The sequence below is a fragment of the Leptospira biflexa serovar Patoc strain 'Patoc 1 (Paris)' genome, assembly GCF_000017685.1.
In the GTDB taxonomy this organism is placed as follows: Bacteria; Spirochaetota; Leptospiria; order Leptospirales; family Leptospiraceae; genus Leptospira_A; species Leptospira_A biflexa.
Window position 1 is genome coordinate 2,955,347 of record NC_010602.1, and the last position, 23,985, is coordinate 2,979,331.

General features: G+C 40.6%; 23 protein-coding genes. 14 read left to right on the plus strand and 9 right to left on the minus strand.

Going from position 1 to position 23,985, the window contains the following annotated elements; all coding sequences use genetic code 11:
• Nucleotides 1-127: 127 nt before the first annotated feature.
• Together LEPBI_RS14030 and LEPBI_RS14035 are read left to right on the plus strand one after the other, a co-directional pair.
• Complete coding sequence (locus LEPBI_RS14030; protein ID WP_012476398.1) at nt 128-1,600, plus strand: HDOD domain-containing protein; 1,473 nt, start codon at nt 128-130, stop codon at nt 1,598-1,600.
• Entirely contained in the window at nt 1,593-2,366 is a 774-nt protein-coding gene (locus LEPBI_RS14035) for an ABC transporter ATP-binding protein (protein ID WP_012389793.1), read from the plus strand. Before LEPBI_RS14030 ends, LEPBI_RS14035 begins: the two co-directional genes overlap by 8 nt.
• A 27-nt stretch (nt 2,367-2,393) precedes the next feature.
• On the opposite strand, the gene LEPBI_RS14040 is transcribed toward LEPBI_RS14035, so the two are convergent.
• On the minus strand, nt 2,394-6,122 hold the full coding sequence (locus tag LEPBI_RS14040) for a hypothetical protein (protein WP_012389794.1): 3,729 nt from the start codon (nt 6,120-6,122) through the stop codon (nt 2,394-2,396).
• A 285-nt stretch (nt 6,123-6,407) separates the two neighbouring features.
• Here LEPBI_RS14040 and LEPBI_RS14045 point away from each other — a divergent pair, with 285 nt between their 5' ends.
• The 7 genes from LEPBI_RS14045 to arsB all read left to right on the plus strand — a co-directional run bounded on the left by LEPBI_RS14045 (nt 6,408) and on the right by arsB (nt 12,016).
• Nucleotides 6,408-7,586, plus strand: coding sequence for a DUF445 domain-containing protein (locus tag LEPBI_RS14045; RefSeq protein ID WP_041770052.1), 1,179 nt, complete (start codon nt 6,408-6,410; stop codon nt 7,584-7,586).
• Complete coding sequence (locus LEPBI_RS14050) at nt 7,583-8,545, plus strand: NAD-dependent epimerase/dehydratase family protein (protein ID WP_012389796.1); 963 nt, start codon at nt 7,583-7,585, stop codon at nt 8,543-8,545. The genes LEPBI_RS14045 and LEPBI_RS14050 overlap by 4 nt, the downstream gene beginning before the upstream one ends.
• 29 nt (nt 8,546-8,574) lie before the next feature.
• Nucleotides 8,575-9,381 (plus strand): hypothetical protein, encoded by an 807-nt coding sequence (locus LEPBI_RS14055; protein ID WP_012476399.1) that lies wholly within the window; start codon nt 8,575-8,577, stop codon nt 9,379-9,381.
• 266 nt (nt 9,382-9,647) lie between these two features.
• On the plus strand, nt 9,648-9,989 hold the full coding sequence (locus LEPBI_RS14060; protein ID WP_012476400.1) for an ArsR/SmtB family transcription factor: 342 nt from the start codon (nt 9,648-9,650) through the stop codon (nt 9,987-9,989).
• A 1-nt stretch (nt 9,990) separates the two neighbouring features.
• Complete coding sequence (locus LEPBI_RS14065; protein WP_012389799.1) at nt 9,991-10,410, plus strand: arsenate reductase ArsC; 420 nt, start codon at nt 9,991-9,993, stop codon at nt 10,408-10,410.
• 13 nt (nt 10,411-10,423) lie between these two features.
• Nucleotides 10,424-10,981, plus strand: coding sequence for a DUF6428 family protein (locus LEPBI_RS14070; RefSeq protein WP_226992800.1), 558 nt, complete (start codon nt 10,424-10,426; stop codon nt 10,979-10,981).
• The gene (gene arsB, locus LEPBI_RS14075; protein WP_012389801.1) at nt 10,982-12,016 is read left to right on the plus strand and encodes an ACR3 family arsenite efflux transporter; all 1,035 of its coding nucleotides are present in this window, start codon (nt 10,982-10,984) and stop codon (nt 12,014-12,016) included.
• Between the two features lie 154 nt (nt 12,017-12,170).
• Here arsB and LEPBI_RS14080 read toward each other — a convergent pair whose 3' ends face one another.
• The 6 genes from LEPBI_RS14080 to LEPBI_RS14110 form a co-directional block, all read right to left on the minus strand.
• Complete coding sequence (locus tag LEPBI_RS14080) at nt 12,171-13,373, minus strand: NADH:flavin oxidoreductase/NADH oxidase family protein (RefSeq protein WP_012389802.1); 1,203 nt, start codon at nt 13,371-13,373, stop codon at nt 12,171-12,173.
• 106 nt (nt 13,374-13,479) lie between these two features.
• Nucleotides 13,480-14,490 carry a sensor domain-containing diguanylate cyclase gene (locus LEPBI_RS14085; protein ID WP_012389803.1) on the minus strand — a complete coding sequence of 337 codons (1,011 nt, stop codon included), beginning with the start codon at nt 14,488-14,490 and terminating at the stop codon, nt 13,480-13,482.
• Nucleotides 14,491-14,530: 40 nt separating this feature from the next.
• Nucleotides 14,531-15,118: a DUF6962 family protein gene (locus tag LEPBI_RS14090; protein WP_012389804.1), complete on the minus strand. Its 588-nt coding sequence runs from the start codon at nt 15,116-15,118 to the stop codon at nt 14,531-14,533.
• Nucleotides 15,119-15,165: 47 nt separating this feature from the next.
• A complete protein-coding gene (locus LEPBI_RS14095) occupies nt 15,166-16,986 on the minus strand; it encodes a PAS domain S-box protein (protein ID WP_012389805.1) in 1,821 nt (606 codons plus the stop codon).
• A gap of 235 nt (nt 16,987-17,221) precedes the next feature.
• A complete protein-coding gene (locus tag LEPBI_RS14100; RefSeq protein WP_012389806.1) occupies nt 17,222-17,692 on the minus strand; it encodes a GNAT family N-acetyltransferase in 471 nt (156 codons plus the stop codon).
• A 218-nt stretch (nt 17,693-17,910) separates the two neighbouring features.
• A complete protein-coding gene (locus LEPBI_RS14110) occupies nt 17,911-19,077 on the minus strand; it encodes an acyl-CoA dehydrogenase family protein (protein ID WP_012389807.1) in 1,167 nt (388 codons plus the stop codon).
• Between the two features lie 59 nt (nt 19,078-19,136).
• Here LEPBI_RS14110 and LEPBI_RS14115 point away from each other — a divergent pair, with 59 nt between their 5' ends.
• The 3 genes from LEPBI_RS14115 to LEPBI_RS19485 all read left to right on the plus strand — a co-directional run bounded on the left by LEPBI_RS14115 (nt 19,137) and on the right by LEPBI_RS19485 (nt 21,356).
• Complete coding sequence (locus LEPBI_RS14115; protein WP_041769891.1) at nt 19,137-20,207, plus strand: alpha/beta hydrolase; 1,071 nt, start codon at nt 19,137-19,139, stop codon at nt 20,205-20,207.
• 64 nt (nt 20,208-20,271) lie between these two features.
• Entirely contained in the window at nt 20,272-20,976 is a 705-nt protein-coding gene (locus LEPBI_RS14120) for an SDR family NAD(P)-dependent oxidoreductase (RefSeq protein ID WP_012389809.1), read from the plus strand.
• Nucleotides 20,977-21,188: 212 nt separating this feature from the next.
• On the plus strand, nt 21,189-21,356 hold the full coding sequence (locus LEPBI_RS19485) for a YiiX/YebB-like N1pC/P60 family cysteine hydrolase (protein WP_012389810.1): 168 nt from the start codon (nt 21,189-21,191) through the stop codon (nt 21,354-21,356).
• A 252-nt stretch (nt 21,357-21,608) separates the two neighbouring features.
• On the opposite strand, the gene LEPBI_RS14130 is transcribed toward LEPBI_RS19485, so the two are convergent.
• The gene (locus LEPBI_RS14130) at nt 21,609-22,124 is read right to left on the minus strand and encodes an SRPBCC family protein (protein WP_012389811.1); all 516 of its coding nucleotides are present in this window, start codon (nt 22,122-22,124) and stop codon (nt 21,609-21,611) included.
• The gene (locus LEPBI_RS14135) at nt 22,121-22,471 is read right to left on the minus strand and encodes an ArsR/SmtB family transcription factor (protein ID WP_012389812.1); all 351 of its coding nucleotides are present in this window, start codon (nt 22,469-22,471) and stop codon (nt 22,121-22,123) included. Before LEPBI_RS14135 ends, LEPBI_RS14130 begins: the two co-directional genes overlap by 4 nt.
• Before the next feature lie 273 nt (nt 22,472-22,744).
• On the opposite strand from LEPBI_RS14135, the gene LEPBI_RS14140 reads away from it, so the two are divergent.
• The gene (locus LEPBI_RS14140) at nt 22,745-23,500 is read left to right on the plus strand and encodes a rhomboid family intramembrane serine protease (RefSeq protein ID WP_012389813.1); all 756 of its coding nucleotides are present in this window, start codon (nt 22,745-22,747) and stop codon (nt 23,498-23,500) included.
• Between the two features lie 113 nt (nt 23,501-23,613).
• Nucleotides 23,614-23,985, plus strand: coding sequence for a hypothetical protein (locus tag LEPBI_RS14145; protein ID WP_012389814.1), 372 nt, complete (start codon nt 23,614-23,616; stop codon nt 23,983-23,985).

Here is a 23,985-nt window from a genome sequence, read left to right on the forward strand (position 1 = left end):
CGTGTTTTCCTCCACAGATGAATACACGATACCACGGCCCTTGGACAAAATAGAAACAGATTGGAAAAAAATATCTATTGCCTCCAAAAGAATTTAATTTATAAGAGTGTTACGGGAAAAATCGTTTGTGAATTTTAAAGATATCATTTCTCAATTAGAAACTTCCAAAGAATCCAGAATTAATTTTTATTTTGTGACTGAAGAACAAAATCAGGAGATATACGCATTACTTGTCCACGTAATGGGGTATATGGACAAATTATATTTAGTGGAAGTCATTTTCACTGTCCTCAAAGAACTCCTGATGAATGCAAACAAAGCCAATGCAAAACGTGACTACTTCAGCCGTGAAAAATTGGACATCCAAAACTCCACTGATTATGCAAAGGGGATGTCAAGGTTCCAAGAAAATATCATCATGAAGTGGAATGAACAACTGGACCGGTTAGATGGTGGGAATTATTACATCAGTCTACTCATGAAAGTAGATGGGAAATCCATTCACTTTGCTGTCGAAAACAATGCACCCATCACCAAAGAAGAATTAGCGCGTGTCAATCGCCGGATTGAAGTCGCAAAGAATTACAATGACCTTTCGGATGCGTTTACAGATGTATCTGATAGTACAGAATCAGCTGGCTTAGGACTTGTACTCATACAACTCCTATTAAAAAATTCAGGGATTGGTTCCGATAAATTTAAAATTTTCACAAATGACAAGATAACACGCGCTACACTCACAGTTCCTGATGTCACGACTCCTGTGGAAATCCAAACTGGGCTTAAAACCAAATTGCTCAATGAGATAGATGGCCTTCCACCGCTCCCTCATTCATTAACTAAAATCATCCAACTTTGTAACAATCCAGATTCCGACTTACATATGATTTCCAATGAAATTGAAAGAAATCCTGCATTGTCTGCTGACTTACTCAAACTCTCTAACTCAGCTTTTTTTGCTAACCGAAGCCAAGTGAGTTCCATTTTACAAGCGGTCAAAGTGGTAGGATTAAAAAACTTACGAAACCTTCTCTATGTTTCCGGAGTTCGTAAAATCATGGACGGTCAATACGGCAAAATGATGGATGTTTGGGAACATTCCAGCCGTTGCAGTTATTACGCGCGTTATCTCGCAACAGAAAATAACCATACGAATAAAATCGCAGACATCATAGCCGTCTGTGCTTTGTTACATGATATTGGGAAATTTTTACTACTTTCTGTGGATCGTGGATTTTTCAAAAAAATTGAGACTTACCAAAGAGGAGCTGATTCTGGAAACTCCACTCTTTTAGAAGAGATGGCCATCGGTTTAAGCCACCCACAACTTGGTGCTCTACTCGCTGAAAAATGGGAATTCCCTCCAGACTTACGTGTTGCGATCGAATACCATCACAAACCTTTTTTGGCTCCACCTGAACTAAGAGATTTGGTCGAGGTGATTTATATGGCCAATATGATGGCAGACTACCATGAACAGAAAAAAGGTTTTTATGCCATTGACAAAAACCTATTAGCAAAATTTAATTTAGACAATATCGATGTGTTCTCCGCAGCGGTGAATAAGGTAGAGGTATTATACAAAAAAACCAATGAGTGAAGTGATCCGCTTTGATTCCGTTTCCTTCATTCGTAATGACAAACTCATTTTAAAAGATGTACAGTTTTCACTAAACCAAGGGGAATCTTTGGCGATAATTGGAAGGAATGGTGCGGGTAAAACGACTCTCATCAATCTCCTGTTTGGTTATCTTTGGCCAACATCTGGGAGTGTATCTGCTTTTGGTGAAACCTATGGCGATACTCCGATGGCTCCACTACAAAACAAAATGGGGATTGTCCAACCAGGACACCAAGAAACTCTTTTACAACGACTCACTTGTTTGGAAATGGTACTCACAGGTGTGATTGGAACCTTAGGTTTGTACAAAGAACCAACACTAGAACAAATTAAAACCGCAAATGATTTATTACAATCCATTGGTTTAAACGAAAAAGCAAACCAACTCTACACCACCCTTTCCTCTGGGGAAAAAATGAAGGTTTTATTACTTCGTGCCTTTGGAGAAGGAAAAGAACTCCTCATCCTAGATGAACCAACGGCTGCACTGGATTTAACTGCTCGAGTTGATTTTGGAAGGTCACTGGCTTTATTAACTCCAAACCTCACACGAATTCTCATCACACATCGAATTGAAGAGATACCAGAAGATTTTCACAAAGTACTATTATTAAAAGAAGGAACGGTCTTGGCTTTTGGAGATAAATCAAAAGTTTTCACAGATACTCATCTTTCTGAATTGTATGATCTCCCTCTTTCAGTGAGCAAAAAAAAAGGACAGTATCATATCACTGTCCTTTCCTAATCAATTTGTATTCAATAGAATTATCGATTATCGATACATCGACCTTTCGATAAACTGAGTCGCGTTACAAGAACCAACGCCCACATCAGTGATCGACTTGTCTTGTGCGATACAGAAGAGTTTCCACCAACGATTCGAATGGTTTGGTGCGATCGAATAGTTTCTTACTTCTCCTACACTTCCTTTAAAGACTCGAACATTCGCACCAGAGATTCCCATACTTGATTCACCTGACCAGTTATACACACTGTAATAACGGTTAGGTTGGTTCCAAATGGAACCTTGGACAGTGATGGTTTCTGGCCCGTATCCTGTTGTGATATCATAATCCAAACTTCCATTTCCTGAACCAAGTGGAGTTTTATTGTTCCAAACGATGCGGTCATTGGCCCCAGTCCCATATTGCATATGAGAATCCAAATCTCTTGGTTTCGCACCCCAAGTCAGTACGACTCGCATCTCATTTTCTCCAAGGATCGGAGTGACTAAGATATTTTGGTTCGCTGGGGTTTCGGAACCAGCAGAAACAACGGTTCTGTAAGTTGTAGAATAGTTTTCTTGGATAGAAGTACAATTCCCACGTTTTCCAGCACCCGATACTTCCAAAGTATAATTACCAGGCGGAACGGAAGGAATCGCATAGGATCCGTCCGTTGATGTTTTGACAGACGGAATGGTGACACCATTTGCATCAATCGCATACGGTCCAGACTTCACATTGACACCTGGTCGAATGCGAGCCGTTAGGTTACAAACTCCCGTATTGTAAAGAGCTGAGAGAGCACGACCTGAAATGGTACCACTCGTTTGACTTCCCGGAACAAAGGTGATGATGTCGAAATTAGTTGTCACGTCCGCTTGGATGTCCACGATCCCTTCCACTGTTTGGTAACCCGCAGAAACAAATCGAATTTTCCAACGACCCGCATTGATGTTAAAGATCGTATATTGACCAGCATTCGAAAATATTGTGGATCCAGTTGCAATGGATGCCGGTTGTACTCCTACAGAAGGCCGCAGAGTTCCACCGTTTGGATCGACTATCTCCAAAGAATAGGTTCCAAGGAAGGCAAATCCACCAGGTGTTCGTACTGATCCTGATAGGTGACCACGTCCATCATTCGTGATGACAGGAGTATTCACAACAACGGTTCCACCACCAGACCCTACTTCTACAGGGAAATAAGTGGTGATCCCATTTTTTTCAACACGTAAATGATAAGATCCAGGAGACAAAAATGGGAAACTATAACTTCCGTTTGCTTGCGAAAAAACAGATCCAACCACTTGGTCATTGCCAGATGTCCTTGTGGAGGAAACAGAACAATTTGGTGCATCAAATCCACCTGTACAGTCCCTTTTCACATCGGGAGTGAAATTCCCACCGACTAACCGACCGAGAGTGATTGTGGCACCACTCACAACCGAAGTGGAAACCGCATCAGTCACCACACCTGTGATCGTTGCCCTCGGGCTATGCACCGCAACTCCATTCAATTGGAAGATACTTGGACTCGTTGCATATAAGTTTGTCGCAACTGTTGATGTATCCACACGAAGGCTATTCGTTGATAAGTAACTCATTTGGTAGGAAGGTGCCACGCGGTCTACCACGATGATTTGGTATGAACTTTGGCGGAAATTGTATTCAGAACCATTTATGACATCGACAGAAGCTGTATTGTCATTGGCTCTCGCAACACTAGGACTATTGGAAAGAGTGGTCGCAGTGCCCGTCCCTAATTGGTAGAGAGCATAAGCCACTTTCCCTGCATCATCATTTGTAAAAGGAGGTGGGATCACACTTGGAAGAGTGACAACAAAGGAATTTCCACCAAAACTAAACGATCCTGCTGAAGTGGTTGTGATATGAACGAGGGATGCTCCTGATTCATTTGTATTTCCTAACATCACAACAAACAACCCTGATTGAGCCGTATGTACAGAGTTAGCCGAAGGAGCGGCATCACGGACGGAAATGGTTCCTGATATTTGAGAACGAGTGGCAATGGAGGTCATCGAAATGATTCCCGCATTGTAACTTGACCCGTTTAAACTCACTTGTAATGGATTGGAAGAACATGGAGCGGAATTGTTTCCACAATAATTTTCAAATCCAGGTGCAGAAATATAATAAGCCCAAAGACCACTTGCTCCAAGGAAAGAGACTTCCTTTGTTGTAGGATTCACTTCATACAATTTGTTTGCATAGGTTTGGTAAGCCCATGGACCAGACCCTTGGACAGTCGCCAAACAAACGGCCGTTGGATTTACGGCACAAGAACATACAGCTCCTGTTGGGTTCAGAGCACAGTTTGTTCCGACCACCGCACTCAAGGATTCTAGGATCCAAAGTTTGATGGCATTTCCTAGGATTGGGTCATCTTTCAAATAAACGATGTTAGAAGGTGCTTGGTTAAAAGAAGGGCGAACGTTAATCACAGCACCAGCAATGTGATCATTGTTCGCATCTTTCACATATCCCACAACAAGAGATGGTTTGGCTACAATGAGGATTGGATCAACGAGTGTGATTGATTTGGTTCCTCCATTCGGTGCCGCAGTGAACAAAAAGGATTGTGTGACGGTATAAAAGGAAGGATTCGATACTTCTAGGTAGTATACTCCGTTTGTGAGTTCAAATCCTTCGATTGAAAAATTGCCATTCCCTGTGATTTGAACCGTTTGTAACACTGCTCCATGTTCATTTTTCAATTTGATGGTAAACACAGAAGACGGGTCACTGGATAATGCACCATTGCGAATGATTCCAGAAAGCAAAAGGTCACTTTCAGTAGCCGCCATCCAAGGAAGAGATGTTTCTCCCAAGTCTACAACAGCGACTGTATTTGGGTTGGTTCCAGGAAAGGTAAAATGAATTGATTCTTGGTTGGTAGCAAATGGTTGGCCTGATACATTCACCGAGTCTCCAACATACACAACCGTATAATTTCCGTTAGGAAGAGGATTGATGGAAATTACATACTGTCCATTGGCATCTGTGACAGCTGTCCCAACTGTATTTCCACTCGCATCCACAATGTTAACAACAATCCCGGCGACAGGTCCAGCCTGTACGATCACACCGTCTCCAGAAAAACCAGGACTTGTGACAACTCCTACGAACTGCGCAGGTCCCTGTGAATAGTACATCCTTTCTGCAAGTAAATTGCCTACATTGACAAGAGTGAAGGGAGTTTGTGTTGGGTCATACACATAAGAAAAGTCTTGGTAGGTATAATTGAGACCATAACCAGTGTTAATGAGAACGCGGTAATTATTATTGGGAAGGTCGGATAAATCAAAAGAAAAACTTCCATTGGATTCCGCATACTTGGCTGCAACAAGGGTATTTGCATCACCGTTTGCCACTTCAATTCGAACGGAAATCAAAGTGAGGTCAACACAAGACGGAGCTGCTGGAGCACCTGGGTTTCCACATACCACATTGGCAGGTACACCTGAGACAACAGGCACGATGGATCCAATGACACGTGCGGGGCCATGGTTTGGTACTTCTTGTTCGGATTGATTGCCGGGAACTTCCTCTGGGTCTGTGACTCCGATGGAACCACCAGGAGGAGGGAGAGGGACACCGTTGGAATCGGGTGGGAGATCCGTTTGTCCATTGTTATCGGAAACGGCACCGCCTGTGCCTAACAACAACCAGAATGGCATGGATTTCTTTTTGCGAGAACAACCCACAAATACCATAGAAATGAGTACGAGAATGGTGAACAACCCTCGAACGCGCATAGACTTACCCTCTCATCAAATTCGCTTTGTGGCTTGTGGCCACGACCTTTCAAATGACTTCGGGAAATTCCTAAGAGCTTCCGAAGTGTACCATTTGTAGTTTGTTTTCGTACACATTGCAAATCTTTTTTAGGGGTATCGGATAAAAATTTCGATTTGTGAACCTTTTGAGGGAAAAATAGACAAGAAATCGAATTTCGATTGCCCATTCCCTTCCCCAACAAAGCCTACTCCTAGCGAAATATGTGGGATTATTGGCTTTCGGTTGGCGGATGGAAATTGCTCATGATCCCTTTTACATACGGGTTTGTCGGTTGGGTGACCAATTGGTTGGCCCTCAAAATGACCTTTTATCCCATCCACTTTGTTGGAATTCCACCCTACCTCGGTTGGCAAGGCATCATCCCGAGAAAAGCACATAAAATGGCGAGTAAATCTGTGGATGTGATCACAGAACGTTTACTCAATATCAAAGAAGTTTTCCTCAAAGTAGATCCCAAAAAAGCAGAAATCGTTTTTTTACCTGCCCTCGATTCTAGCATTCGTTATACGATAAGAGAATTTTCAGATACTTTAGATCCCAAACTTTGGGAAATGATTCCAGACTTAGTCAAAGAAGAAATTTATCATAAAGTCAAAAGAGAAAGTGGGATTACGATTCGAAAAGTAATCAAAAAACTCCAGGCAGATATTGATTCTTTATTTGATGTAAAGGCACTTGTCTTAAAAAAATTATCCGGAAGTAACGTGAGTTTGGTGGTAGAACTTTTCCAAGAAGTGGGGGCTCCGGAATTTCGATTCATCGAACGTTCAGGGTTTTATTTTGGATTTTTACTTGGACTTGTCCAAATGGTATTTATGATTTTTTTTCCAATGGCATGGACTCTTCCCATCCAAGGAGTGATCGTCGGTTATCTTACCAATTATTTGGCACTTGAGATGATCTTTCGTCCCTTATTGCCCAAAAAAGTTTTAGGACTTTGGACCTACCAAGGTTTATTTTTAAAACGACAAAATGAAGTATCTCGGTTGTATGCTAAACTGGTAAGCGAAAAAATCCTCACTCCCAAAAACATCCTTTCCGAACTCATCTTTGGAAAAGCATCCAAAGAAATCATGGAAATCATCCGAAAAGAAGTGAGTAGCCATGTGGACACAGTCACCTTTCTTGCCAAACCTGCCTTGTATGCAACGGGAAAAATCAATGAATTTGATGCCGCAAAGGAAAGGATTGCAGTGGCAATGGCAGACAATGCGATTGAAAATGCATTCCATCTCGAAACGTATTTAGGAGAGGCGTTACAAATCGAAACAATGATGGGAGACAGGATGTCAGCCCTTCCGCCCAAAGAATTTGAATCCATTTTACGATCGGCTTTCCAAGAAGATGAAATGTTACTCATCCTTGTGGGGGCGGCTCTCGGTGCCCTTGTTGGATGGTTCCAAATGGTATTTCTCATATGACAAAAACAATCTTAATCACAGGTGGAAGTGGAGTTCTCGGAAAGGCATTGATTGAAAAATTAATTCCAGATACTAAAATCATCGCCATTGGAACAAACCATTCTCATTTTCCAGAAATCATTCGCCACCATAAACATTTTAAGTTTTATGAAAGGGACTTAAATTTGATCAATAACGCTAGTGATTTAAATCTTTCCGAACCGATTGATTTGATCTTACACCTAGCAGCTGTTGTGTCTGGTGCCAAAGTAGAGGAAGCCACCTATTACCAAATCAATGTTTATGCCACAAAACATCTTGTCTCATTTGCCATCCAAAATCATATCCCCCACTTTGGATTTGTGAGTAGCATTTCCGTTTATGGTTCAAAAGATACAGAATTAACTCTAAAGAGCGAACGAAATGGAAAAACCATTTATGCAAAAACAAAATCTTTGGCTGAGGATTTTGTTTTCCAAAGTGGTCAAAACTATTCTGTACTTCGATTGGCCAGTATCTACGGAAAAGGCACAAAAAGTTTTGTGTCCAAACTCAAAGCTCTGATGCAAAAAGGGGTCTATCCCAAAATCCCTCCCTCACGTACAAAATCCATCCTACACATTGATGATGCCACAGAGGCATTGTATCTTTGGACCAAACAATGTTTCGCCGGGAAAAAACCAGAACCACTGTATGTATTCTCGCATCCCGAGGCGGTCACCATCGAAGGAGTGATCCAAACCTTCCAATTGCTTGGGATCACCAAAAAAAAACAATTGCCGATCCCAGTGACGGGGATTTTGTCCAAACTTTTGGAATTATTCTTTCGCACTCTCAGTTGGATCCGAAAAAAACCATTCCACGGATCCCCGCTCCAACCCCTTCTCGAATCTGTATCCATTTATGATGCTGGTTCCTGGGAAAAGATTGGGTATTTTCCAAAATCAGATTTACGAAAAGGATTACTAGACTATCAATAATAGTAGGATCGGTGGCCGATATTCTAAGTATGAAAAAGCGACTTTGCCTCTTAGTTTTATTATGTCTTACATTTGCGGGATTAGAAGCTGCCACATGGGTTGAAGACTCACTCGGTTTTGCTTTTGAATACCCAAGAGGTTGGGCAAAGTCTGTCTTACGACATGCGGATACAGTTCGGATCCAAATTGCGAAAACCAATCGCGAAGCGATCTTACAAATTGATGTAGCCCGCCGAACAAAAGAATACGACATTGATCGTTTTATAGAAGAAACAGTCGATACCTTTCTTGTCAAATACCCTGATTTAAAACTTGTGCGAGAAAAAGTATTAGAAAACGAAATCGCGGGTTTTGACGAATCTGTTTTTATTGTTTTGCATTACACGGAAAACAAACAAACCATTTCCAATCGATTTTTATTCCACAAAAAAGGTGGAATGTACTACGTCATCCAAGCCAAAACCACAAGAGCCTTCTATGCAAAATATGCAAAAGATCTCGACATGGTGATGAAAAGTTTCAGAAGAGAACCTCGTGCGAAAAATCGTTGGCGTAACGACAGTTTGGCGTATTTAGACCCGATCAAAGACGAACGACTGATCCAATACGTATCCATTACCATTCGCCCGATCGACACCTTCCCTCACGAGCAAGGTGTTTCCCAAAAACAAGAAGACGGATGGTTGTTTTCTGTTGAAGGAAACCACAAACCAACGGCTTCTGACTTTGAGTCTAGACCAAAACCAAAGGACCATGGTTATACGCCAGCGGATGTCAAACCAGACACTCCAACCTCCGATGAACCTGTCGTGATCCCTGACGGATCGGGAATTTAAGAATCAGTTTCCTATAAGGGAAGATCTATCTCTCTCAATTTCCCTATCTGATCTAACCGAAACCTTCGGGCCAATCTCGAAGGTTCACATCCTGTTGTGTACCAACCTCGGAGGTTCCCACCCTGGTACCACCTCTCCTTCGACTCATCGTTTCCTAGTTCGGGACTATCTGACGGCAGTTTTTTCTGGACTCAAACGATCCGAAACGATTGGATTCCCCTTGACAGGATTCAGAGCTTTCATTATTCGTATATTTACGATATACTATGGCATTGAATAAAAAATCAGAATTCCCGGAGTCCATCCAAAGTTTTGCCTCTTATGCCAAACTTTTATCCCACCCAGCAAGAATTGCTATTATGGAAGTTTTGGCAACACGCCAAACGTGTGTTTGTGGAGAGATTGTGGAAATTTTACCCTTAGCCCAATCCACTGTGTCCCAACACTTAAAAGAACTAAAAGAGGGAGGACTTGTAAAAGGGACAGTAGAAGGAACAAGTTCCTGTTACTGCATTGACTGGGAAAATTTCAACCAAATGTCAGATGAGTTTAGCAAATGTATCAATGGAATCAAAGAATACCAAAAGGAAAATGGGAGCTGTTGTTAAGATGAAAAAAAATATTTTAATCCTTTGTACGGGGAATAGTTGTCGGAGCCAAATCGCAGAAGGTTGGATGCGTTTTTATGCAAAGGACAAAGCCAATGTGTATAGTGCGGGAATCGAAACACATGGTGTGAATCCAAAGGCAATCGCCACAATGAAAGAAGTGGGAATTGATATCTCAAGTCACACATCCAACCACATCAATGAATATAAGGACATCCAATTTGATTTTTTAATCACAGTTTGTGATCATGCGAAGGAAAATTGTCCTTACTTTCCGAGTGATGCCAAACGGTTTCACCACAACTTCAGTGACCCTTCCAAAAAACAAGGAACGGAAACGGAAATTTGGCAAGCATTTGCAGAGACAAGAGAAGAGATTCGCACCTATTGTGAAAATTTTGTGAACCAGGAAGTAAACTAACATGGAAAAACCAATGAAATCAATCCCTTGGATCGAATTTAAAAAACATTTAGAACTCTATCCTGAATTACAATTGAAATTTGTATATAATAATGATCAGACAATTTTTCCAAATTACCATATCACAGAATTTAAATTGGCAACCATTGAAGCGGTTGATTGTGGCGGGAATTTAGATACTTGGAAAGAGATCATCTTACAGGTATTAGAACCGAAGGTAAACACAGAAACAGAGGCCATGAGTTTGGGAAAAATTGCCTCTATCTATGCAAAAGTTTCCAATGCCATTTCCATTCCAGACCAATCCATTTTAAGGATCGAATTTGGAAATACATCCACCGCGATGAGACAGTATTTTGTTTCAGAGATGAAAATAGATGGATCGGAACTTGTTCTTTCCCTAATGGATGGAGCAACCGAATGCAAAGCCAAATCCAGCTGTGGAATCCCAAAATCTGATGAAAATGAAAACGGAATGACAAAAGAAAATCCAAAAATAGAGATCACTTCTTCTTCCTGTTGCAATCCAAGTGGATCCAAAAAAACAAAAGAATCAGCAGGTTGTTGTTAGATGAAACAATTATCTTTTTTAGATCGTTATTTGACCGTTTGGATCTTTGGAGCCATGGCCATTGGAGTTTTGATTGGAAAATTTCTGCCATCGTTTGTAGGATCGTTTTCAAGCCTGAATGTGGGAACAACCAATATCCCATTAGCGATTGGTCTCATCCTCATGATGGTTCCGCCTCTAGCCAAAGTAAAATACAAAGAAATGGGAAAGGTGTTTCGCGATGGAAAACTATTAAGTTTATCCCTACTCCTCAATTGGATTGTGGGACCCATCCTTATGTTTTTCCTTGCGATACTATTTTTGCATGATGAACCAGAATACAGAACAGGCTTAATTCTCATTGGGCTTGCCCGTTGCATTGCAATGGTGATTGTTTGGAACGATTTGGCAAACGGGGACAGGGAATATGGTGCGGCTCTCGTTGCACTGAATAGCATTTTCCAAGTATTCTTTTATAGTTTTTATGCTTATCTTTTCATCACCGTACTTCCACCGTACTTTGGTTTGGCGGCAACGACTGTTCCGATTGAAATATCCGAAATTGCAAAGACAGTGGGAATTTACTTAGGGATCCCGTTTCTCATTGGATTTTTATTACGTTACGGCTTTGAAAGATTTGGTGGCAAAACTTATTATGAATCAAAATTTTTGCCGATCATATCACCAATCACACTCATTGCCTTACTTTTTACCATCATTGTGATGTTTAGTTTCAAAGGAGAAATGATCATCGATTTGACAGATGATGTTTTCCGAGTTGCCATCCCTTTGCTTCTGTATTTTATAATTATGTTTTTTTTGAGTTTGTGGATGGGTTACAAACTCGGAGTGGACTATTCAAAAAATGCAGCGGTGAGTTTTACGGCGACAGGAAATAATTTTGAATTAGCAATCGCAGTATCCATTGGAGTTTTTGGAATCGGAAGTGGTGCCGCCTTTGTTGGTGTCATTGGACCACTGATTGAGGTACCAGCACTCATCCTACTTGTCAAAGTTGCCTTGGCTTTCCGGGATCGTTTTTATCAAAAAAAATGAAGGTGAGACTTGGTTCGAATTGGTAAATGAGACTTTAGAAAATAGGTAAGCCAATTGGCATTGGCTCTACCTTTTTATTTTCCAATCCATTTCAATTTTCGAACCAATTCGATTCAAACTCCAGATTTTTCCATCCATCGCCTATACCGTTTCGTTAGGCGTGCCAATCGCAATTGATCCGCAAGCAATCGAAACCATGGATATATTGTAACCTTTGGTGCTTTTTTTCGGCGAGTCGTTGCAATTGGTAACGAACCATTGCCATGGTTGCAAGGCCAACAAGAGTTTTGGACTTCCAATTTGGAAGTGGCAATTTCGAAATCGGATTTCGATTTTCCTTCCAATCGTTTGGTAAATTGGGATGGAGGGCAAGTGCTGTGGCTACACCAACAAGTGATACACCAGATTCCAAAACTGTCTCAGCAATTTGTTTTCTTGCAATTCCACCTGTTACCATAATGGGAACCGTTGCCATTTTTGTTACTTCCCGAGCGAAGTCTAAAAAGTATGCTTCTCTTGCCAAAGTAGACCCATCCCTCGATACTCCTTGCATGGCTGGTGCTTCATAGTTTCCACCAGAGAGTTCAATAAAATCAACACCTAACGTTTGTATTCTCTTTATTACTTGGATTGCATCTTCAAACTGAAAGCCACCTTTTTGAAAATCACTTGAATTCATTTTTACAGAAACAATGAAATGAGCTTTCACAGATTTGCGAACAGACTGAACGACCTCCATTAAAAACCGGGAGCGGTTTGCCAAACTCCCTCCCCATTTGTCCGTCCTTTGGTTTACAAGTGGAGATAAAAATTGGCTGATCAAATACCCATGGGCGGCATGGATTTCAACCCCATCAAATCCAGAGTTTTCCGCGAGTTTTGCCGTGGTAACAAACCTTTGGATGGTTTCAAGAATTTCGGATTCTTCCATAGCCTTTGGTTTTCCCATCAGTTTGGAAAGGTTTCCAATATCGACTGAAATGGCGGAAGGTGCCCAAACATTGCCACCTAACTTCGCCAAAATTTGCCTTCCAGGGTGGTTGATCTGCATGATGATCTTGGTACCGTTTGATTTTACTGTTTCAGCCCATCTTTTAAATCCTATGAGGGAAGATCCTTCTTCTAAAACAACTCCTCCAGGACCTGTCATCGCTCTATGGTCCACCATCACATTGCCAGTGATGAGAGTTCCCACTCCCCCTTTTGCCCAGGCATCATATAAATTCCAAAGGGAAACATCTGGCTCTAAATTTTCATTGGAGAGGTTTTCTTCCATCGCGGCTTTCACCAAACGATTGGGTAATGAGATTCCATTGGGAAGGACAATTGGAGAAAATAAGTTTGAGTTCAAATGCATCGGTAATGGTTAGACAAAACCCAATGATTGGATTGTAAAGAGAATGGGAATTCTTATCACTGTGACGAAGAAGAATTCGATCAAAAGGAGATGAACTTTACATGGACTAGTTCTTTTTTCGTTCGCGTTTGTTTTCGTACATCCTTTCGTCAGCTCTCGCAACAAGAGATTCTAAATCTTTACCGTCTTCAGGATAAAAAGCAATCCCGTAACTAACTTTGATTAGTAAAGATTTAGATTCAAATAGAACTTCACCTTCAACAAGTTTTGCGATGTTAATTAAAAAAGATACCACCGAATCTTTCGGCTCGGGACTCATTAATATCAATCCGAATTCATCACCACCTAATCTTGCAAAGGTATCATGGTCTTGGATTAGATTTGATAGTCTATTTGCAAATTGAGTGATCAAAAAATCACCAGCTGCATGACCGTAAGAGTCATTCACTTGTTTTAATCCATCTAAATCAAAAAAAACAACCGAAAGGGAAATGAAATTTGATGATAACCTTGTGATACCCCTTCGCAAAAAATCATAAAAAGCAGATCGATTGTAAATCCCAGTGAGTGTGTCATGACTTGCTAAGTACGACATAGATTGTAATCTTTTTTCTCGTTCAGCCCATCGATAGGCGTTGTGTAATACTGCAGCCATCGTTCCAGACAACATATTGAGAGAATACAGATCATTTTCTGTAAAGAATCCTGGTTTTGCACTTAAAACTTTTAAGACACCTAAAACTTCCATATCAAAGTATAAAGGTACAACGATCATAGAACGTAGGCCAACCACACGACACGCTTCACGATTGACTCGGTTGTCTTCTTCCGAATCAATACAATTCAACGTTTCTTTTAATTGTAAACTTAAACCAGAAAAACTCCCCGTTACTTTTAAACGGAGTCCAATTTGATTGGAAGCCGTTCCGCTGGCAGCACGATAAACCAAATCTTCACCCTCGACTAATTCAAAGACCGCTCCATCCCCAGATACAAGTTCTTTAGAATGGAGTGTGATTAGGTCTAATAAAAGTGGAACATCAGGTTTAGCGGCTGTTAACTCAGTTTGGATTTTGAGAATTTTTTCTAATGTAGACTCTGAAGGAGATGTTGCCATATCGGTTCAGAGTTAACATGTAGGATGGATCGATATTGTTCTAGCTTAATTTTGAAATTCCTTGTCCGATACAATAATTGGCAATGGCAAGTAAGACATGAAAGATATCAACGTTCAGGATTGGACCGGTGGAACCTTTTGTACCGATGACTAAACCTGCAAGAATGAAGAGAACTGCGCCAACAATGCCTAGGATCGCCGCATTCGCATGTTTCGGAAATCGAATGATGGAGCTAAGGAGGACAATCGCCATTGCAATCCCACCGACGACTGTCGAGTAAATTGGTAAAGGAGCAACGTAAGAAAAAACCAAATACAAACCAAACAAGACCCCGATGAAGAGGAAAAAAGTTTTTTCCGAAATGGATCGAAATGAAAAATGAAAAAAAGCAAGTCCAAGGAGTGGCACTCCTAAACAACCCGCAAGTCCAACAAAAAAACGATAGATATCATCCAAGGCATGAAAGCCTAAAAAATGAACGGCGCCAAGACCTGCGGAGATACCAATGATGGCAAATCCATACAAAGCGGAACGTGATGGGATTGCTGATTTGCCGACAAAACGATACGCCACCGAGAGCGAAACTAAGGACAAAAATAAATCGGTTAAAAATGTGGAAAGAACCATGGTGACAGAATTAGAACCAAATTCATCAATGTGGCAAGTGAAAATCCTTATGGTTTTGAATTAAATTCAGGTGGGATCACTTCCTGGGATTTTCTAACGATGTCCCCAATCACATCATCCAATTCATTAGCGGATTCTAATAGATACCGAAGGCTTTTCTCTTCTTCTTCTTTTGTCAAACTTCCCGTGCGAATGAGTTCTATGATTCCCATAATCCTTGCGAGTGGACTCCGCACAACATGTGATTGGGTCCAGGCAATGGTCTTTAGTTTTTGGTTTTGGGTTTGGATGGCTTCCATTTGTGTCTCTTTTTCGGTTACATCGTGGAAATTGTCCACAATGCCACCAATGGATTCATCCGAGAGCATATTGGTAAGAGTGGATTCCACATACCTCCAAGATCCATCTTTGTGTTTGGCTCGAAATGTTTGGCTTTGTAAGGATGCGCCTAGTGGGAGAGCCAATACTTCAAAAAGTCTTTTTTTTAGTCTGGGTGCATCGTCAGGGTGGATAACGTCGAATAAACTAAGATTCATTGCTTCTGTTTCCGTATAACCCATTACTTTTTTAATGGAAGGGGACACATATTTTCCTTGGCCTCTGGGATTTAAAATCATAATTACATCGGCCCCATTTTCCACTAACGCGCGAAATCTTTTTTCGTTTAACAACAGTTCCTTACTTTTTCGCATCAGACTCGTGATGTCCTTTGAAAAACAAGCAAGGCCAGTGATTTTTTCGTCTATATTACGAATTGGATTAAAAGAAACTTCTCTATGTTCTTCCTCATGAGTAATGGGACTGATAAAATTTTCGTAGGTCCTAAAGGATTCTCCAGAAAGTCCTCGTTCATAATACTCTTTCCACTTATAATAAAATTCTTCTCCAGCTGTTTTTACAAGAACGGAATCACCTTCTTTTGCTGGCACTTTTTGCAAAAAACTAAGGACATCCAAAAATGTTTTGTTGGCAGCCACCAAACAATACTGTGTATCGATTGACCAGATTAAGTCAGAAGTACTGTTAATGAGAGCTTCTTGGTTTCGTTTGATCCGAATTAATTTTTCTTCGTTCGTGACTTTTTCAGAGATATCACGTGTCAAACTCAATACAGAAGTGATCTCCCCTTTTTGATTCGTAAGGGGAACGGAAGTACTTTCCATCCATCGATGAGTCCCTTTCATACCTATGATACGAAAGCGAGCACTCGACTTAATTCCTTTGAGTGCATTGTCATGAATGTTTTGGTAAAATTTTAAATCTGCTGGATCAATGAGTGATTCTACTTTCTGACCAATCGCTTCTTCAGGACAATCAGCTTCGATCATACTTAAGCCAGCTGGATTCATTTCGATGAGGATTCCATCTGGGGAAACAACTTTCACACATTCTGGTTCCGATTGTAAGATAGAACTAAGCCTTACTTCTTGTTGTTTGAGTTGGATATAGGCTTCTGTTCTTTCGGTGATGTCTTGGAAAATACCTACGATTTGGATCGGCAGACCCGATTCATCACGTATCACATCGGCTTGGCTATGGATGTATTTGATGGTTCCCTTGGTCGTTAACAAACGACATTCTAAATTATAAGGAATCCCTTTTGTAATGACATCTTCCATATGTTGTTTTGCTTTTTCTCTATCATCAGGATGAACAGAGTTATAACCTAACTCTAGTGAGACTGGCATCGAAGAAGGATCCATTTCTAAAATGATATAAACTCCTTCTGACCAAAATAAGGTTTGATTGATAAAATCAAATTCCCAATGACCGAGTTTCCCCAAGGTTTCCATTTGGCGAAGGATGAGTAGGTAGTTTTGATTCTTTAGTGAATTGTTTAGATTTGGATCTTTTGAAGAAAAATTCACTTTTTTATTACCGAACCAAAAGGGGACTTAGAGTTTCTCAAAAAAGGAGATTTCAGTCAGCTATTTTTTTCATGATTGGGGATTCCGAAATCGGATTTAGGAAAAAAAGTTCATAAGTTGTGGATAAACCTGCCAGGGATCTGCAGGGTTTAGTCCATTGTGAGTGATAACGAACAATGGACGGGAGCGAGAGCGCACCCCGGAAGAGCCCGCCCGGGCAGCCAGACGAATGGAATTACTTTATTTTTTTTTCGAAACAAATGGCTGTGGGATCAGAAACCCATTTCCCAAATTTTGGAATTTCGTTGAATCCAAAGTTTTTGTAAAAATGAAGTGCTTCCTCTTGTGGTTTCCCTGCTCGAAGGATCATGGTCGTGAACCCGTCGATTTTGCTTTGTTGTTCCAGTTCACTTAACAAGAATGTGGCGACTTTTTTGTTTCGAAATTTTGGAAAAACATACACAACGTCCAATTCGCATTCTTTGTCACTAAACTTTGTATAGGCGGCAGATCCCATGGCAACATTGGTTCCTATCTCTTCTGCGATGAAAAACTTACCCTGAGGCGGTAAAAAATCGGAAAACAACATTGGGTTTGGAGCTTGGAATTCGTATCGTGTTTGGATTTCATCCCAGAGAGAATCCATACAAAGTTGTGATTGGGAATCGTGGGTTGTGACCTGTCGGATTTTGAAATTTGGTTCCATGGATGAGAAACTATGAACTTCTCTAAAATTTATTTTGCCAATTCAATTTTTGGATGGAGGGATTTTGTGGAATGTGGTAAGAGGAAACCATTGGGTGGCGGGTGGACTCACCCCACCCAATCAGGGCGGGGATACCAAACTCCAATCCTGTACCACCCCCAAAAAAAAAGCCCCCATCTCTGGAGGCTCCCTTTCTAAAACAGGTTGTGACTCAAGTTTTAGTCTTTTTTCGAAGCTGCTTCTTTAATCACGTAAGCTGCAATTTCGTTCTTTTGGATTTGTGTCGTTCCTTCAAAGATCGTGAGAATTTTGGAATCTCTCATTAACTTCTCAACAGGATACTCTTTTGTGTATCCGTATCCACCAAAAATTTGAACGGCGTCAGTAGCACACTGAACAGCACATTCAGAAGCGTATGCTTTTGCAATCGCAGAGTATTTTGGAAGGTTAGGATCGTTTGCATCAGAAAGACGAGCTGCTTTGTAAGTGATTTCTCTTGCAGTTTCTACTTTGATCGACATATCAGCTAACATGTGTTGCACTGCTTGGAAGGTTCCGATTTTTACACCGAACTGTTCTCTCTCACGTGCGTAACGAGCTGCGTGGTCAAGAGCGGCCTGCGCCACACCCACACCCATAACGGCTACGAAAGGACGAGAAGCATTCAAAGTTTGGAGTGCGTAAACGAAACCAAGGTTTTCTTTTCCAACGAGTGCGTCTTCACCCACTTCACAATCTTCGAAAATCACTTGGTGAGTGGAAGATGCTCGGATTCCGAGTTTGTCTTCTTTTTTCCCAACAGTGAGACCTTTTGCACTACGTGGAACGTAGAAACAAGAAACTCCGCGTGTTCCGCGGTTTTTATCAGTATAAGCAAATACAGTAAAGGCTTGGGCATCGGAGGCACCAGTGATCCATTGTTTTGCACCGTTGATGATCCATTTGTCGCCTTTTTTCTCAGCGCGAGTGGTCATACCAGGAACGTCAGAACCAGCACCTGGCTCAGACAAACAGAAAGAAACTCCGAACTTTCCGTCTGCAATTTCAGGAAGCCATTTTAATTTTTGTTCGTGAGTGGCACCTTTTAGGATGGGAAGTACCCCAAGGCCAGTGTAAGCAAATCCTAGTGCGATTCCAAGGCATCCACGAGACAATTCCTCAATGGCTAAACACTGCTCGATCGCACCTAGACCCCATCCACCGTATTCTTCTGGGATCACAAGACCGTTGATTCCCAATTCGGAACGCATTTTGTTGATGAGTTCTGTCGGGTGTTGGTTTTTTTCATCCCAGTGCAAGGCTACTTCATGCGGGATTTCTTTTTTGACGAAGTTACGAACTAAATCTCTGATTTCAAGTTGTTGCTCTGTGAATTGGCTATACATTCCGGGATGTTCCTTCTGAGAATGGGGTATTTACTACCTTTTTTCGTACGACCCTTCCTGTGCCAAGGGTTTTTCTCTCTTTACAAGAAAGCAAAAACACTGTAAAATTTTCCATTTGTATGGCTAAATCGTGTTCTTTATTCCACAACCTCCGACAGATCACTTCTGTCTTTCTTTTCACCGTAACCTTTGTCCTTGTCTCTTGCGCCGGTAGACCCAATTACCAACCGAAAGCAAATTTAAGTTATGCGAACTTTGATGTCTACTTCCAAGAGAAGTTACAAGAGAGCAAACGTAAGAACCACAGACCAGGTAACGAAGAACGTTATATCAGTTTTGGTAAAAAAACTCCTCTCGCATTTTTATACATCCATGGATATGGTGCGTCTCGTGCAGAAGGAGAAGAAGTGATGGAGAAATTGGCAAAAAAATTCAAAGCCAATACTTACTTACTTCGTCTTCCAGGTCATGGAACAAACAAAGAAGACCAAAGGGATCAAAATTTTAACAACTACTTAGATGCATCAAGGGAAGCATTGTACATGATGCAGTCACAAGGAGATCGTGTCATCGTCTTTGGTAGTTCGATGGGAGGACTGCTTGCCACTTGGCTTGCTTCTGAATACCCGGAAGAGGTGGATGGACTTGTGTTAGCCAATCCCTTTTATGCACCAGTGGATGGAAGTTTGAATATTCTAAACTATCCAGGTGGCCTTACCTTCATCCATATGCTGAAAGGGAAAGTAAGAGCTTCCGTACATAACAATCCCAAGGTATTACCCGAAAGAAATAACTATTGGTACCCAGAACAATACTTTGCGGCTCTAGTGGGTGTGAATGACTTAAAAAACTATGCAGCAGTACCTGATGTATTTCGAAAAGTGACTTCCCCTACACTTCTATTGTATTATTACAAAAATGAAAAAGAACAAGATCCTACGGCAAGTGTTCCTAAAATGTTAGAGGGATATGCTAATTTTGGATTGGAAAAATCTCCAAACCCTCTCAACAAAAAAGTGGCAGTGGAAAATGGAATGCACGTATTACTTTCCAAATGGGTGATTACAGATAAGGTTTTCATCGAAGCACAAATTGATGTTTGGTTGAAAGAATTATCAAAATCGAAATGAAACATTGTAAATTTTGTTTTTTACGCTAAAACGCTGAGTGATCAATGCATAAGAGGAGTTTCCCATGAACCAGTCGAAGGAAAAAATAGCACTTGTGACAGGTGCAAACAGAGGGATTGGGAAACAAGTTTCCATTGATCTCGCCAAACAAGGAATTTATGTATTGATCGGTTCTCGGAATGCCTCCGATGCAGAGGATACATTCAAACAGGTTACTGCTGTTGGAAAAGGTGAGATTGTTTCGCTCGATGTTTCCAAAGAACAAAGTATCAATGAAGTCTCAGATGTGATCACAGGAAGTTTTGGTCGGTTGGATATTCTGGTGAACAATGCAGGAATCTTTACCGACCCAGGCTCCTTTTTTGATACAACTACAGAAGACTTACATCGGACCTTACTTGTGAATGTTTTTGGTCCATTCCGACTCATTCAGGTTTTTTTACCCATGATGGTCCAAAACAATTTTGGACGGATTGTCAATGTAAGCTCAGGGATGGGTCAACTTTCCGATATGGGAGGTGGGTATCCCGCCTACCGCATTTCCAAAACTGCAATCAATGCTCTTACCAATTTGGTGAGCACGGAAGGGGTTGGTAAAAACATCAAAATCAATTCCGTTTGTCCTGGATGGGTCAAAACCGATATGGGTGGAGCAAGTGCCACAAGGCCTGTGGAAAAGGGAGCAGAGACCATCGTATGGGCCGCAACTCTTCCCGACAATGGTCCTACAGGGAAATTCTTTCGGGATAAAAAGGAGATCCCTTGGTAAGGGAAAGGATTGGCATTAAAAGAATTTCTTGAATGAAACTTAGAATACTTTTCCTAATGCCTTTATTTCTTTTTAGTTCCTTCCATTCACGGAAAGTCCATTGATCAAAACCGATTGGCAGAAGGTGATATCATCTTTCATGAATCCAAATCAGAACAAGAGACTGCCATCAAGTTGGCAACCAAATCCTAAAACCAAAAATCATTCAATAAATGAAAGAATATGGTAATTCGTTACTTGGAAAACATTACGATTTGTATTTTGAGTGGTTGGAAAATCGTATCTATTGTACGGAACTTGTTTGGAAACTATCTGAAAAATTCACTGGCATCAGAATTGGAGAATTAAAAACCCTAAAGGAATTTGATCTCAGCTCATAGCCATTACAAAGTTTGATGTTCAAACGATATGGAAATAAAATTCCATATTCTGAACCAGTAATATCTCCAGTGGATATGTTCCATTCCAAGGAACTAGTGACTGTGATGGAAAATCCATAAGCAAATTACCAAGTATCATTAAAACGATAAAGAATAGAGACGAACCAATCCAATTGGATCCATACTCTCTTAATTTTCATTGTTTAGCTTTGCAATCCAATTCAATATTGCACTATCGATTTAGATAGATACCTACCTCACTTTATCAAGTAAGCGATCCAATTCTAGATAACATTCCGCCATCCCATCAGCCGCTCCTGATTCCACCATCATCTTACACACTTCAGGCGACGCATATCGGCAAACATGAGTCATCAGAGTTTTGTCACCTTCGGAGGTAAAGGTTCTGGATTCAAATGTGGCATTGGGATCTTCGGGAGCATTTGGATCAAAAGCTGACAGATCGAAAATATAATTTTCGGTATTGGCCAAGGTTTCCGGAACAACGACTTCGCGAAAGGTTCCGTAAACTCCTGATTTGTTTCCATTTTTGTCTGCATAAAGATACAAATATTTCCCGCCAACACGAAGATCTTGTTCACAAGTTTCGAGGACCATACCTTCGGGACCAATGAGCCATCGTTTCATTAACTCAGGTTTCGTGTGACATTCAAATACCAATTCTCTTGGTGCCGCGAAATAACGCGTAAATACAACTTCCGTTTCCCCTCTTCGTTCCACCTTTACTTCATTTTTGTTAGGTTTCATTTTTTTCTTTTTCCTTTTCCTTTGGTTTGCATTGTTTGTAATTCTTCCAGTAGTCCATCTAACGCTAGGTAACGTTTTTCCCAGATCTGGCGGTATGTTTCGATCCAATCAATCGCGGTTTTCAGGGGCGCTGTTTCCAAACGGCGGGGTCGTTCCTGAGCTCGTATGGTTGTGGACACAAGTCCAGCTTGTTCCAACACTTTGAGGTGTTTGGAAATAGCGGGTTGGCTCATATTAAATGGTTTCGCAAGTTCCATCACGGTTAAGTCTTTTTTCGCTAATAACATTAAAATGGCCCTTCTAGTGGGGTCAGCGAGGGCAGAAAATGTGGAATCCAGTGTTTGCATAACTTACTAGTTATATATCTATATGGATATATAAATTTTTGTCAATCCACTTTTGGTAAATATTTTGACCATCTTGATTGCAAATGATACCTAAAGTCACTTCATTCCTGAATGTGACTTTAGATTCAGATTTTTAAAAATCACTTGGATTTACATTTTTCTTTTATCCCTGGTTCTAATTCATACCATTCATTAGCCTAACAGAAGCAAATGGAAAAAGATTGGCAGAATTCAACCAACCAAATAGTTTTGGATTAGAGTTCCTATTTTAATATGTTTGTATTTGAAAAAGCCAATCACAAATATCGATTTCCAATCATTACGATTTGTTTGATATTTTTGACACTATGTACTTTATTTTTTGATTCTATCGACTCTTATGCCTTTACTCCGAAAAAAGAATTTGGAATCAGCCTATTCACATCCTATTTCTTCAATGCAACATTTGTTGAATGGACAACAAATGCTATTTATTTGTATATGTTTGCGGATAATATAGAAGATGTCGTTGGCCATTTCAATTTTTTCTTCTTATTTCTCTTTTTTGGATTTCTAGCAAATCTCACATACTTTGTTTTTCATATGGATTCAATTGTTCCAGTCGTTGGAACTTCAGGTGTTGTTTCCGGAATATTAGGAATGTACTATGTATTTTTTCCCAATGTCAAAAGCACAATGGTCTTTGAAAAAGTAACCTTTCGTGATGTTCCAATTTTCTTTAGTTTGAGCATTTGGATTTTAGTCCAAGGTTATCTCTACATCGTGGAACGCCATTCGAATGTCCAAAGTACCTATATAGGACAAGTTGTCACCTTTCTCATTGGAATGGTCGTTGCCCACCTTCTTTTAAAACAAAATGTTTTAGACAAACTGGAACACAACCTTCGCTTGACTACTTTCCAAAATAAAACCATACTTTGCCCTTCTTGTAACCACCCGATTCCTGCAAAGAAGTATGGAAGGTTCCATTGTAATTCCTGCCAAACTAATTTTTTCTTCGACCGAACGGGCAAAAAGTTTTTACCATAGAATCCCAGAAAAAGAATATTCTCTTTTGGATTTCTTTTTAGTTCATTTTTTGCATCGACAATTCAATTCTCCTTCGATAGAATTCTCCCTTACGTTGCCACGGAGACACAATTATGAAACAAATCTTACGATACCTATTCTTTTCTCTCTTCATAATTCAGCCAATTTTGTCGGAAGTAAAACCTGTCCCTCCTGGACCACCGAAAGAAGGTTATTACATCATTACTTATAAAAGCACTGGGATCAATTTAGAGATTCTAGCGAACGGGTATGTAGTACGAAGTGGAGAGTCCATAGAAGATTCTTCAGGCCAGGCGGATATCAATTATTGGGTGATCCCTGGCACGAACATAATCAAAATCCGCTTAACGGAACGTAAACGAACCAAAAAAGATCAAACCAATTTTCCTCCAGAAGCGGAAGTCAAACTGATGTTAGGTCAGAAAGGTCAATTTCCAGATGAGGGAATTTTACTCCAACAGTAA

Bases quoted from the DNA above. Each gene is read 5' to 3' on its own strand.
- LEPBI_RS14035 (WP_012389793.1), top strand. From the start codon at position 1,593: ATGAGTGAAGTGATCCGCTTTGATTCCGTTTCCTTCATTCGTAATGAC.
- LEPBI_RS14040 (WP_012389794.1), bottom strand. From the start codon at position 6,122: ATGCGCGTTCGAGGGTTGTTCACCATTCTCGTACTCATTTCTATGGTA.
- LEPBI_RS14045 (WP_041770052.1), top strand. From the start codon at position 6,408: ATGATCCCTTTTACATACGGGTTTGTCGGTTGGGTGACCAATTGGTTG.
- LEPBI_RS14050 (WP_012389796.1), top strand. From the start codon at position 7,583: ATGACAAAAACAATCTTAATCACAGGTGGAAGTGGAGTTCTCGGAAAG.
- LEPBI_RS14055 (WP_012476399.1), top strand. From the start codon at position 8,575: ATGAAAAAGCGACTTTGCCTCTTAGTTTTATTATGTCTTACATTTGCG.
- LEPBI_RS14060 (WP_012476400.1), top strand. From the start codon at position 9,648: ATGGCATTGAATAAAAAATCAGAATTCCCGGAGTCCATCCAAAGTTTT.
- LEPBI_RS14065 (WP_012389799.1), top strand. From the start codon at position 9,991: ATGAAAAAAAATATTTTAATCCTTTGTACGGGGAATAGTTGTCGGAGC.
- LEPBI_RS14070 (WP_226992800.1), top strand. From the start codon at position 10,424: ATGAAATCAATCCCTTGGATCGAATTTAAAAAACATTTAGAACTCTAT.
- arsB (WP_012389801.1), top strand. From the start codon at position 10,982: ATGAAACAATTATCTTTTTTAGATCGTTATTTGACCGTTTGGATCTTT.
- LEPBI_RS14080 (WP_012389802.1), bottom strand. From the start codon at position 13,373: ATGCATTTGAACTCAAACTTATTTTCTCCAATTGTCCTTCCCAATGGA.
- LEPBI_RS14085 (WP_012389803.1), bottom strand. From the start codon at position 14,490: ATGGCAACATCTCCTTCAGAGTCTACATTAGAAAAAATTCTCAAAATC.
- LEPBI_RS14090 (WP_012389804.1), bottom strand. From the start codon at position 15,118: ATGGTTCTTTCCACATTTTTAACCGATTTATTTTTGTCCTTAGTTTCG.
- LEPBI_RS14100 (WP_012389806.1), bottom strand. From the start codon at position 17,692: ATGGAACCAAATTTCAAAATCCGACAGGTCACAACCCACGATTCCCAA.
- LEPBI_RS14110 (WP_012389807.1), bottom strand. From the start codon at position 19,077: ATGTATAGCCAATTCACAGAGCAACAACTTGAAATCAGAGATTTAGTT.
- LEPBI_RS14120 (WP_012389809.1), top strand. From the start codon at position 20,272: ATGAACCAGTCGAAGGAAAAAATAGCACTTGTGACAGGTGCAAACAGA.
- LEPBI_RS19485 (WP_012389810.1), top strand. From the start codon at position 21,189: ATGAAAGAATATGGTAATTCGTTACTTGGAAAACATTACGATTTGTAT.
- LEPBI_RS14130 (WP_012389811.1), bottom strand. From the start codon at position 22,124: ATGAAACCTAACAAAAATGAAGTAAAGGTGGAACGAAGAGGGGAAACG.
- LEPBI_RS14135 (WP_012389812.1), bottom strand. From the start codon at position 22,471: ATGCAAACACTGGATTCCACATTTTCTGCCCTCGCTGACCCCACTAGA.
- LEPBI_RS14140 (WP_012389813.1), top strand. From the start codon at position 22,745: ATGTTTGTATTTGAAAAAGCCAATCACAAATATCGATTTCCAATCATT.
- LEPBI_RS14145 (WP_012389814.1), top strand. From the start codon at position 23,614: ATGAAACAAATCTTACGATACCTATTCTTTTCTCTCTTCATAATTCAG.